The sequence below is a fragment of the Streptomyces sp. GD-15H genome, from assembly GCF_045291515.1.
Taxonomy (GTDB): domain Bacteria; phylum Actinomycetota; class Actinomycetes; order Streptomycetales; family Streptomycetaceae; genus Streptomyces.
In genome coordinates this window covers 6,142,820-6,154,256 of record NZ_CP149447.1, presented here as the reverse complement: position 1 = coordinate 6,154,256, position 11,437 = coordinate 6,142,820, and the positions used below count along the sequence as shown (strand labels likewise).

9 protein-coding genes and 3 pseudogenes are annotated in these 11,437 nt (G+C 65.6%); 9 read left to right on the top strand and 3 right to left on the bottom strand.

The window, feature by feature from the left end:
- The first annotated feature begins 221 nt into the window (after nucleotides 1-221).
- From WJ438_RS29150 to WJ438_RS29130, 5 genes and pseudogenes are all read left to right on the top strand, one after another.
- Entirely contained in the window at nucleotides 222-1,298 is a 1,077-nt protein-coding gene (locus tag WJ438_RS29150) for a phage holin family protein (RefSeq protein ID WP_406727853.1), read from the top strand.
- Nucleotides 1,274-1,354: pseudogene (locus WJ438_RS29145) on the top strand (DUF3618 domain-containing protein); the annotation flags it as partial. The gene WJ438_RS29150 and the pseudogene WJ438_RS29145, both read left to right, overlap by 25 nt.
- 259 nt (nucleotides 1,355-1,613) lie before the next feature.
- Nucleotides 1,614-1,952: a hypothetical protein gene (locus tag WJ438_RS29140; protein WP_406729984.1), complete on the top strand. Its 339-nt coding sequence runs from the start codon at nucleotides 1,614-1,616 to the stop codon at nucleotides 1,950-1,952.
- Between the two features lie 283 nt (nucleotides 1,953-2,235).
- Nucleotides 2,236-3,111: pseudogene (locus WJ438_RS29135) on the top strand (helix-turn-helix domain-containing protein).
- The gene (locus WJ438_RS29130; protein WP_406727852.1) at nucleotides 3,108-3,353 is read left to right on the top strand and encodes a DUF397 domain-containing protein; all 246 of its coding nucleotides are present in this window, start codon (nucleotides 3,108-3,110) and stop codon (nucleotides 3,351-3,353) included. The pseudogene WJ438_RS29135 and the gene WJ438_RS29130 overlap by 4 nt, the downstream one beginning before the upstream one ends.
- 187 nt (nucleotides 3,354-3,540) lie before the next feature.
- Here the strand turns inward: WJ438_RS29130 and WJ438_RS29125 are convergent.
- Nucleotides 3,541-3,627: pseudogene (locus WJ438_RS29125) on the bottom strand (glutamine synthetase); the annotation flags it as partial.
- 460 nt (nucleotides 3,628-4,087) lie between these two features.
- On the opposite strand from WJ438_RS29125, the gene WJ438_RS29120 reads away from it, so the two are divergent.
- Nucleotides 4,088-4,966 (top strand): hypothetical protein, encoded by an 879-nt coding sequence (locus WJ438_RS29120; RefSeq protein ID WP_406727851.1) that lies wholly within the window; start codon nucleotides 4,088-4,090, stop codon nucleotides 4,964-4,966.
- A gap of 309 nt (nucleotides 4,967-5,275) precedes the next feature.
- Here the strand turns inward: WJ438_RS29120 and WJ438_RS29115 are convergent, their stop codons facing one another.
- A complete protein-coding gene (locus WJ438_RS29115; RefSeq protein WP_406727850.1) occupies nucleotides 5,276-6,430 on the bottom strand; it encodes a NaeI family type II restriction endonuclease in 1,155 nt (384 codons plus the stop codon).
- Nucleotides 6,430-7,482, bottom strand: coding sequence for an HNH endonuclease (locus WJ438_RS29110; RefSeq protein WP_406727849.1), 1,053 nt, complete (start codon nucleotides 7,480-7,482; stop codon nucleotides 6,430-6,432). Before WJ438_RS29110 ends, WJ438_RS29115 begins: the two co-directional genes overlap by 1 nt.
- Before the next feature lie 521 nt (nucleotides 7,483-8,003).
- Between WJ438_RS29110 and WJ438_RS29105 the strand changes: the two genes are divergently transcribed.
- The 3 genes from WJ438_RS29105 to WJ438_RS29095 all read left to right on the top strand — a co-directional run bounded on the left by WJ438_RS29105 (nucleotide 8,004) and on the right by WJ438_RS29095 (nucleotide 11,436).
- Nucleotides 8,004-9,983: a hypothetical protein gene (locus tag WJ438_RS29105; RefSeq protein WP_406727848.1), complete on the top strand. Its 1,980-nt coding sequence runs from the start codon at nucleotides 8,004-8,006 to the stop codon at nucleotides 9,981-9,983.
- Nucleotides 9,983-10,348 (top strand): hypothetical protein, encoded by a 366-nt coding sequence (locus tag WJ438_RS29100; protein ID WP_406727847.1) that lies wholly within the window; start codon nucleotides 9,983-9,985, stop codon nucleotides 10,346-10,348. The genes WJ438_RS29105 and WJ438_RS29100 overlap by 1 nt, the downstream gene beginning before the upstream one ends.
- Before the next feature lie 626 nt (nucleotides 10,349-10,974).
- The gene (locus WJ438_RS29095; protein ID WP_406727846.1) at nucleotides 10,975-11,436 is read left to right on the top strand and encodes a GntR family transcriptional regulator; all 462 of its coding nucleotides are present in this window, start codon (nucleotides 10,975-10,977) and stop codon (nucleotides 11,434-11,436) included.
- Nucleotide 11,437: the final 1 nt, after the last annotated feature.

Here is an 11,437-nt window from a genome sequence, read left to right as displayed (position 1 = left end):
CCGGTTGCCCGGGCGCACTTCCCGGGGCTCACCGGCCAGGGCCGACCCCGGCGGCTTCCGGCCGAAATCACTCAGCGGCAAAGCGTGTCAAAAGCATCCAAATGGCCACTCGGGGCGGGACGGACGGTCACGTGGGATGCCCGGTGTACGGCTTCCGGCAGGCGCCGGGTCGTCCGGAACACGGGACCTCACGCAGGACATCCGATGAGGAGAAGTCGCCGATGAGTGAGTCCGTACGAACCGGAACCAGGGATACCGGAGAAGAGGCCAAGGCAGAGGTCTCCGCGACGGCCGGTCAGGCCAAACAGGCCGCGAGCCAGGTCGCGGGCACCGCGGCGGAGCAGGCCCGGACTGTGGCGGGCGAGGCTCGGCAGCAGGCCGGCACGGCCCTCCATGACCTGCGGAGCCGGGTGATGGACGAGGCCGAGGGGCAGACCAGGCGCGCGGCCGGGACACTGCGGCAGTGGGCGAGCGACCTCGCCGACCTCGCCGACCACGCCCGGAACGACTCGGCTGCCCGCGGTTTCGCGGCTCAGGCGGCCGACCGGAGCCACCGTGCCGCCGACTACCTGGAGGAGCAGGGGGCCGAAGGTCTCGTCTCCAACCTCCAGGGCTTCGCCCGTCGGCGCCCCGGGGCCTTCCTCGGCGGCGCGCTGCTGGCCGGACTGGTCGTCGGGCGGCTGGGGAAGGCGGCGGGCACCGCCTCCCAGGCGCAGTCGCGGCCCAGCGAGCCCGGGCAGGAGCAGGCCGCCGCCGGGTCGCGGGGGTGGGACGGGTTGGGCGCGCCCCCCACCCAGCCGCCGCCGCCCGGTCCCCGCCGGCCATGGGGACGCCGCCGGACAGCGCGCCGGGTCACGCACACCCGGGGGTGTGACATGTCTTCCACGTCGCCCACGCCCCACTCGGCCGAGCCGCAGGGGGACGACCGGTCCGTGGGCCAGCTCCTCTCCGGCGTGACCTCGGACCTCCAGACCCTCTTCCGGCAGGAGGTCGAGCTGGCGAAGGCCGAGATCAGGGAGGAGGGGACCAAGGCGGGCAAGGCCGCCGGGATGTACGGCGGCGCCGGCTTCGCCGGCTACTTGGTGCTGCTGTTCCTGTCGCTGGCCGCCGTACTGGGGCTGGCCAATGTGATGGACGGGGGCTGGGCCGCACTGATCGTCGCCGCGGTGTGGGCCGTCGTCGCGGCCGTGCTGTACCAGAAGGGCCGCGCACGGATGCGCACCGTCTCCTCGAAGCCCGAGCAGACCGTCGAGACCATGAAGGAGAACGCGGAATGGGCACGTCACCCGACCAGGTGAGGGCCGAGATAGAGGCCACTCGCGACCAACTCTCCACGAACGTGGACCAGCTCGCCGAGCGGACCAGCCCCGGCCGGGTGGTGCGCCGCCGCGCGGACCGGATGCGCGACAGGATGTCGGGCGTCCGCGACCGGGTCATGGGCACCGCGTCGCACACCGCGCACGGTGTTTCGAACACCGCGCAGTCGGCGGCCGGCTCGGTACAGGAAGGCACCGGGAAGGCGGCCGATTCGGCTCGCGCCGCGGCCGGCCATGCGGGGGACGCCGTGCAGCAGGCACCCGACGTGGCCCGCCGGGCAGACCCGGGGCAACCCGTTGGCCGCCGGCCTTGTCGCCTTCGGCGTCGGTCTGCTGGCATCCTCGATGCTGCCCGCGTCCCGGACCGAGCAGCAGAAGGCCACCGAGCTGATGCAGCGCGGTGGCGAGGCCCTGGAGCCGGTGAAGCAGGCCGCCGCAGAGTCCGCGCAGCACCTCAAGGAAGGCGCCAGGGAGGTGACGCAGAGCGCCGCCGCGGAGGTGAAGGACACCGCGGCGCAGGCCGCGCGCACCACTCAGGACGAGGCACGCGACCGGACCGGTGAGGTCACCGAGCAGGCACGTGACTCCGGCCAGCGCCTCAAGGACGAGGCCCGGCGACGCTCCGGCCCCTCCTGAGGCCCCCACCGGATGGAAGCCCTGCCTCTCGAACCGTGTACGGGCCGGTGGCAGGGCTCCCTTCACTTGCCCCGATGTGACACCGGTTCGGACCACCCCCCTGGAGCTGCGCGGACGCGCCCTGCGCGAGAACCTGGCGATCCACCCACCCTCCATGACACTCCCGCATCCGGCCCGTATCACTCGTTGGCGTGCCAGGGGGCCATTCCCCCCTCACTCAGCGTCACTCCGCTGTCTGGCGTGGGACACCTCGTGATACGGCGCGTACGACGAAGGGGTGCGGGTGTCGGTGGACGGTGAGTCGGTACAGGTCAGGGACGAGGCGGATGAGCCGGGGTGGGAGGTCGACCCGGACGACGAGTGGGGAGTCGCCGTCATCGCCACGGTGGGGCGGCAGTTGAAGCTGCGGAGGGAGTCCGTGGGCATGCGGGCCGTCGAGTTCGCGGTGGCGGTGGGGTACGGGGAGGACCTCGTCTACAAGGTCGAGGGCGGGAAACGCATTCCCCGCCCCGAGTACCTGGAGAAGGCCGACGAGGTGCTGGGCGCGGGCGGGCTGCTCACCGCGATGCGGGAGGACGTGGCGAAGGTCCGGTACCCGAAGAAGGTACGGGACCTGGCGAAACTGGAGTCCCAGGCGGTGGAGCTTCTGTCGTGTGGCAGCCACGACCTCCACGGAGTCCTGCAGACCGAGGAGTACGCCCGCGCGCTCCTGAGTACGCGACGGCCGGCGCTTCCGGAGGACGAGCTGGACAGGGCGGTCGCCGCGCGTACGGCTCGCGCGGTCGTCTTCGATCGGAGCCCCGCACCGGAACTGAGCTTCGTGCAAGAAGAGGTGACCCTTCGACGCCCGGTCGGAGGCACCATGGTGTGGCGCAGGCAACTCGAACACCTGCTGGAGTGGGCGCAGTCGCGATTCGTGTCGATCCAGGTGATGCCGACGTCCCACGGGAACCATCCGGGAACCGGAGGGCGGATCCAGGTGCTCAGGTTCCAGGACGGCACAGCGGTTGGCCGGGCCGACGACGAGTTCGGCAGCCGTCCCGTCACCGACCCTCGGCAGCTGAGGATTCTGGAGCTGCGCTAAGGCATCATCCGAGCCGAGGCGCTGACCGGACGGGAGTCGGCGGCTCTCATCGAACAGGTGCTGGGGGAGACATGAACCGCAAGGGATCGGTCGGCGACGACCTCGAACCGACCTGGTTCAAGAGCAGCTACAGCGACAGCGGCAATCCCAGCGACTGCGTCGAAGTCGCCATGGCCCCCGACGCCGTCCTGGTCCGGGACTCCAAGACCCCCGGCGGCCCCCTGCTCGCCCCCACCTCGGCTGCGTGGAACCGCTTTGTGAGGGATACGGGCGGGACGGTCGCCCCCCTGACGAACGAGGTGGGGGACGGCTCATAGTCGGGCCGTCCGCCGCTGTGGGCGACCCCGGCGGTCCTGGGTCACGCGTCCGCCGACTGTGACACCTTCCGGAAATGTGACACGTTTTCGGCCGGAGCACCCCGGGTCACCGGCGCGGGCTTGCCAGCCCGGAATCAACGGCCCCGGAGCGCTCCCACCCCTTCGCGGATCATTTCACCAGGAGTGCCTACAGCACCGGCAGGTTCTTGCGGAGTTCGAAGGCGGTGACCTCGGAGCGGTACTCCTCCCACTCCTGCTTCTTGTTGCGGAGGAAGAGGCGCGCGTCGGAAGCGACCTCACGCGATCGAGGCCGGCCCAGCACAGGCCAGTAGCCGCGGGGTCACCATTGGTCGTCGTTGGCCGCTGTGGGCCGCCCTTTGGCGGCCCACAGACGGCCCAGGGAATGCCTACGCACCTGGTAGGGGATCCCCCGGACCCAGCGAGGATGAGTGAGACATCGCAGACAGCCGCTCGCTAGCTAAGGCATGTCATATATGGACATTCCACCGGATGGCGCTACTTAACGATCTACCCTGAATCCACCAACTACGCAAAAATCCTCCGCGGAGATGACATGATCTGTCGATGTGCTTGAACGAATGAGACGACGTGTTGACTTGAGGCGCCCCAAGGAAACCCTCAACCTCACAGTCAGCCTTGAGGAACTTGCACTTCCTCCTGCATCGCGAAAAATGCGCGCTATTTTACGGGCCCGGCGGTATCGAAACTGGACAGTGCCGATCATTATCTTTCTTTGCGCGTTCTTCATGCTCTCCTGGGTTGACGCCGTGATCATGAGCTACGTTAATGGCGATGCGCAACGAAGGTACATGAATTTCATTACGACCACTATTCACGGCTGGGACACCCTTAAAATAGGCCACTTCAGAAGTTTTACTGAAGCCATCTTTTCACCAGTTTATACTGAGGCCTCGGGGGCCGCCGCCTGGACTGCGTTTCAGTGGCTACCGCCAATTATCGCCTATCGCACAGCATCAGGACAGCGTTGGTCCCTTTCAAAGAAAACTCGAATAATCCATCGCTACAGCGTCCTGGATGGGCTAATCTATGCTGTTGTCGCTTGCGCCGAAGTACAGAGAGCGAGCGTGACGAAGCGCCCAGAGGCCATGCGAAAACTGGCCAAGAAAATGTCACGTGTCGAAAATGACATCCTTTCTCTCCACCGCTCTAGTGATCAACTCCCAGTCTTGTCACATCGAAAGCGAGCACTGAAGAAGCATGCGCGACTAGTTGCCTCTCAGTTGCGAAATGCAGAATCACGCATCGATGTGGAGGGAGACGCCGCACTAGCACCTCTGGCCATCCTACTCATGAAAATTGGCGACCGTTTCACAGAAGGGAGACTTGGCGCTCTCCTTGACGAAGAGGACTTTGACACTGGATTGGAACCGGTACACGATTGGGAGCCGCTACGGCTCGCTATATCCGCAACCTTGGTCGCCGGCTGCGCGATCGGCGTTGGACTCCTCTCACTTCCAGACGGAATCGGCACATATGTAATTGGCGGATGTGGAGTTGTCATTCTCACCATTCTTTATGGACGACGCGTTTATAATCTCCTTGGGGTGCTCAACACGATCCGCGGCAGCTAACCCTTCAGCTGTAGATCAGCGTTGCCGCTGTAGTTCGCTCGGTTCTGTTCGGCGGGGGTCGCGCGGTGCCGTGTACAGCTGGGCGGCTCCGGTTGCGTCGGCGGTGACTGGCGTGGGCGAGGGCCTGGTGGCACGGTTGCTGTACTTCGCTGCTGTACTGCAACGACTCCGGAGGGCTTTTCGCTGCATGGGCAACGCACTGATCAGTGGCTTCGCAGAGCTAAGTACTTGAGAACCAGTCCACGTATAGTCCAGAGCCTGGGAACCCCTACCCCCAGGCTCATCGGCCACCGCCCTGCTAGGCCGCATCTAGTTGAACAGCTGTTGCCCGCGGTCGACAGCCGCACTCTCGGCCTGCGCAACCGCCCGTTTGGCGTACTCAGCGTCATTGTCAGGGGCAACCAGGCTGGCCGACTCCTGCGCAGCCGCGGCTTTGGCAGCCTTCCGCGCCCGCTTCTTCGCCCTACGCTCAGCGGCGATCTGTTGGCTGAACACCTTCCGGTAGGCGAGGGATTCCGCTTTTCTGGCCGGATCCAGAGCTGCCCGCCGCGCTGGAGAGGAACCGTCGGTTCGTAGACAGACCCACTGACTTCCATCGGTGAGCTCCACTTCACCCAGTTCCCAAGCGCGTGCTCGGTTAGATTTCCAGTGGCCATTGAGAACTTCGAAGCCTTCTTCAAGCAATTTACTTCGAGTCTCTCCACGGAACCGGCGTGCCTCGTCTACCTGTTGCCCGATAGACACGATGGTGTGCCGATGGATGACCATGCCTTCGCAGCGTTTGAAGAGCTCCAAGGCTCGAGCGTCACCACTTCTCGGTGCGAGAATGGCATCACGGTCCTGCTTGCGGAGACTCATCAGGAAGTTCTCAGGGAGGCGCGCATCACCACGCCTTACCAGCCAGCTGATCTCACTCATTCCACCCGGACTCTGAATGGTCCGCTTCAGGTCACGATTACCGCCTACAAGGATTTCTTCCCTCACACGCAGAAGACCGACTGCCATCTCGCCGGTGACATCATCACCGTGCACCAGAAGACAAATGTGGCCCACAGCCTCAGGGGGTATCTGCCAACCCCCGAAGTTACGGGACCACTTGCAATCGACATCAACACCGCGGACATCGAAGTCCATGCCAACGGAACCTTCATTCAGCTGGTATTCGTCGCGCACGATGTTCTCGATATTTACCCCGAGATACCCCTTCTCCTGATCATTACACTGGTCTAGTGTCCAGCGGCGCGTTCGAGAAGTGGCAATGATTTCGTCTGTGGCCTTCCGGATGATGGCGCCCATTCGAGGGATCACGCTTGGAGTGAAGAAATAAATAGCGAGCGCGAGTTCTGGGTCGTCTTCGTGGGCGGCTAGAATGGCCCGTCCGAGTCGGTTCGCCTCCAGCTTTTTACGCGCGCTCGCCGCTCGCTGATTGGTTGATTCGAAGTGGAAGAGAAATTGCTCATCCATTATCGAGTAGCTCCGTGGTTCTCACGCTTCAATGATCCCTGCTCCTCTGTACGTTGCTGCATGACCACCCTCTGGCCTCCACTGCCGTGTAAGCGTCGCTGCTCAACGGTTCCTCGTAGTTGGGCAGGTGTGGGCCATGGTGCATGGCGGTGGATCATGCGGTGGCAGTTCGCACAGATGAGGGCGAGGTCAGTGAGCTTGGTGGTCCCCTCTCCTGCTTCGTGCAGAGGTACAACGTGGTGGCACTCGATGTATCCGGCTCCGCGGTCCCCGTACACTGCCTCGAAGTCGAATCCACAAGCCTCACAGGCCAAGCTGCCGCCTCGTCGCAACACGGACTTGATCTTCCTTTTGCGGAGACCCTTATTGCGCTCTCTCGCCCAGTGGCGACGCATGAGCAGCCGACCCTCAGGAGCTTCGTATTCGTCGTCCGCCTCCTCGTCACCTGCGGGCGGCAGCGCTTGCAGTTCTCCTGAAGCGATGCCGAGCCGGATCAGCCGTGCGGTCTCGGTCATCTCCTCCGGACGTGTAAGGAACTCGTGCAGGACCTGGATGTCCGTCGCGCCGCCGTTCGTTGCCTTTCCCTGGTAGTCGGGGTGCCGGGTAGCGATATCGAAGGTCTTGCGTGCCACTCCGTTGGGGTTGCGGAACTTCTCGTTGCGGTCTGCCTCGGCGTGCAGCGGAAGCAACTGAAGCAAGCCGGACAGCTCCACGACCCGCCGGTCGCGGATGTCCAGCCCGCGCCAGCTGTTGGCCATCACTAGGTCGCAGGCCAGGATCACCTCGTCGCGGGCCCAGTCGGGGTTCTGGACAGCCTTGACCTGGAAGCCGAGGCGCTTCAACCAAGCGGCTGCGTGATCCTTACCGCCGCTGAACTCGCCGGGAGCCAGGGCTCTTCCCTGGTCCCACTGGTGCGCCACTCCGGCGATGGCCTTCGAGTCGTACTCCTGCCCGTCGTGCACGAGGACGTACGAACGGGCCTTGCCGAAGTGGTACTTCTCCAGGAACGTCTCGCGGCCCATCTCTTTGTGCTCGGCGATCGCCTTGAGCACAGACTCCCGTGTGATTGCCCCTCTATGCATGACCGAAGGGTACGGCCGGCCACCGACACCGGGGTCGCCCGCTGCCGTGATCCACCGCGGTGCGCTGTCGGGCACGGATGAGGGAGACTGGCTGATCCCCTCGATGCGAACTACCGGCGGGGTGGTTGCCGTACTTCCCTGCCATATCGCGCGGTTGAGGGCAGCGGGGGTCCGCCCTGACCATAACCCCCTTGCGTCGTCAGCTATGTATGGTTCACACTCGCTCTCAGTGACGTGGGACACGCGTGACTACGTCCCTTTAGGAAGCGCCGACTTCCGACAGGGAGAGCAGGGCCCATATAACGCCAAATCACCGGTGTTGAGGCTGAGCTGACGTAGTTCCAGACGTGATCCCCTGCCGCTCTCGCCAATGCGGGCCGGATCCGCGGAGGTGGGTGCGTGGGCCGGTTCGGCGTCTCCGGCTCCCGCGTGCAGACCTCCGCGGGAGACGTACTCCCGCGGTGACCTGGGAGCCTGAAGGAGGCCTTCCCGTGGCATCCAACCCGAACAACGGCGAGCCGATCGTGAACGGCGAGCGGACTGAACTGTTCAAGCCTCTCCGCCGTGTGCCCTCCATCCCTGACCCTGAGCTTCATAAGAAGGTGCGCGCCGCGCTGAAGAAGCGCGGTATGGACGACCGCGTCGCCGGAGCCATCTCGACCATCTGGACAGACCCGGAAGCCGTGCTGCCGCAGATCGTCAACCCTCAGCGTCGCCGGGTTCCGGGGGCGTACCTGCTGGTGATCTCCGGCTCGGTGTACACCTCGCGGCTCGTGCCGGACCCGCAGAACCCGCGCAACGCTGACCAGGTTCAGTTCGCCCTCGCAGAGGCCAAGGGCGCGCCGCCAGCGACTCTCGTGCCCGCGAAGACAGCCGGCGAGGGAGAGCTGGCGATTCTGGTCGACAGCCGGGCCGCACTCATCGAGCAGGTCGACTGGACCGTAGAGACCACCCGGAACCGCAACAAGCCCGTACCTGACATCGCCGAGCAGGGCATCATGGACCCGCCGATCGGCGTCGCCACTACCGTCCGCTACGGCAGCGGTGAGACCCCGAACACGTTCATCGGCGTACGCGAAGGATCAACCCGCATCTCTCACGGCCACAGCCACCTGGGTGTGACTGCGGAGGACGTTCTCTTCGGCCTCACGCGCAATGCCAGTGCAATGCAGGCCCACATCGACGAGATCAACAGCCACATCAGCAAGGCCGACGCAGACATTCTCCCGACGGAGAGGGCGAAGATCCGGTGTGCCGTTACGGACTTCGAGCTCATCATCGGCGTGGTCCCCGATGTCCCCGGTGCGGTAGACCTGTCACAGGCCATCAAGGCGCGTGTCGCACAAGACCACCTCAACACCAAGGCAGAGTGGTCCGATGAGTCCAAGCACACCGAGCTGGCCGAAGAGTGCCTGATCTCAGCCCGCGCCGTTGGCGTCATTGCAACTGATGCCGAGGCGGATTGGCTGGCTGGACGGCTGACCGTCGCTGAGGCTACCACCCACAAGATCATCCCGTTCCTGGATGACCGCGCCGCCCGGGCGATCTATCTCTTCACCACCAGTGACACGCAGATCCATACTGCGGTGCGCCTGCCGATCGCCCTGGCCCTGACCAACGAGCCGACCGGCCGCTCCAAGCGCCCTCGCGTCACCACCAAGACCAAGCTGCCCCTGGCCGTCGAGCTCATCGCCAGGGAGCGGCGGGGCGCCGCTCTGGAGGGAGAGGTGGCCCGCTTCCGCAAGGCTCTCGCCGACGCGCTCCCCGACGATCTACAGAAGATGGCGTGGGAGCCCACCAAGAGGACCCCCGAGCAGCTGTACCAGGCAGCCCTGAGGGAGCTGGAGGAAGTCCGGGACGAGCGTCCGGCCACGACCGAGCTCTGGGTCCGTGCGGCCTACGTCCTGGCCAAGCACGGCGCGATCAGCGGCGGCCGAAACGACAAGGGGCCTGGCGGTGACCGGCGCAGCGCAGCCACTGTGATCGGGGCTCTGGCGGACACGAAGCCCGGCCTCCGTCACCTTCGGCAGATCGTCGAAGACGACCGTGCAGGGCTTGCGCCGCGTCAAGTCGATGAGAACGGTGAGCCGCGCAAGAACGGTGAGCAGAAGGAGATGCCCATCGACAACGAGTTCCTGCGCACCAAGCTTGCCCCCATCGACGGCAACACCACTGCGACGCTCGACCCCAAGGCCACAGTGCGAGAGCACTACCGGAACGCCGTCCTGGCGACCAAGGACGCGCTGCGCAAGCTGGAGGCGCAGATGGACAACCTCGCCGGCCTGACGGACGACAACGAGGTGCCGCTGATCGTGCAGGAGGGGCGCGCACACGCCCGTCTCCTCAAGGACAAGCTGGAGAACCTTGCCACGGAGGCTCAGGACTGGTGGGAGGCCGCAGTGGAAGCCCACGGCACCTACAACGGCTTCTCGGCTAATGAGAAGGGCGACGACGAGCAGGAGGCTGCGTGATGAAGCATGGCACCTACCACGCCCTCGCGGACCTGTGCGGCCCCCACCTGGCGCAGACAATGTCAGAGCCGCTGGCCCCTAGGCCAGAGGTCATGCCGGACTCCTCTTGTGCCGTCTACATCGCGGAGGATACCCGCGGAGCGGTCTGCTACGTCGGCTCTGTATGCAGGCCCGACGACGGCCATGGCCTGGCAAACCACATCGGGGAATACCTGGCGGAGCTGCCGATGACTGACAAGTGGGCCCGTGTGTACGTGCTCCCGCTTCGCGGAGCCACACCTGAGCCTGAGGTTCGGCGTATCGGCGGTGACATCGCCGGATGGCTGCTGCCGTACGACCGCGAACGGTGGCAGCAGGCCAGTTGACGTGATGCGGGGCGATGACACGAGGTGTTGTCGCCCCGTTCGTCCTATGAGCTGCTGTTCCCTTCTTCTGACGACGCTTCCGCCACACACGCGACTTCCTTCACCGCCACCTTCCCCAGCTCCCATCCCGTCTGCCGTCGGCCCACACACCGTGGAGCGGGCGTGGCCCCTGGCGTCCAGGTGGAGCGCGCCACTGTACGAACGACCTGGACGCCAGGGGCCGCGTCTGCTCGGCTCTGCCTGGGTCGATGGCAGACGGGATGGGAGCACCCCGCGCACGCCACCACTCGTCGGCACTCGCGAACGGCGCCCCCGCCATCTCGGAGCCTGAGCGCCCCCGCCGGAGGCTCGTTCTGACCGTGGCCGCTCTCTACGGTGATCGACACATAACCCGGCTCTCGTCGCGTGGGCGCGTGTCGGCGCAGCGCGGGCGGAGCGGGCCGAAGGCAGGGGCGGCGCCCGCAGCGGAGCCGGGAGCGCGCCCGGCGGAGCGGAGCACAGTCGGCTTGATGAGGCAGAGAAAGTCCCACCAGGCAGGCAGAGCAGCTAAGTCTGACCAGCATCCTCGCCCTCGCCAGGCATGGGAAGCTGGAGTAGGACGTTTGGCCAACTGAGAGGGAGAGTGCGTGGCGCAGCAGGCCAGCCCTCGGGGGACCTTCCTGAAGATCGCTGATGCGGTGAAGGCCCGGATCGAAGCAGACCCGCACATGACGGAGCTTCCGTCTGCTGCTGATCTCATGCGCGACTACAAAATCTCGCGGGGGGTCGCCCTACGCGCCTTCGGCGTACTCCAGCGCGACGGTGTTGCCGAACCGGTGCCCGGTGGGCGGTGGCGGGTTGTACGGGTCGGCGAGAGGCCCGACCGGCGCTCGCTGGATGAACGGATCGCGGCCATCATCACGGATGAAGGTCTCGAAGTAGGGGCAGCGTTCCCAAGCGCTTCCGTTCTGGCTGCTCGATTCGGGGTGTCGCGTCCCACCATTACCAAGGCACTCGACAGGTTGGAGGCCGCCGGCGTGCTGGCAAGTGGAGGACAGGGCAAGGTGCGGACCGTCCGCGCCGTGCCGAATCGAGAGGAGCGTTCGTAGC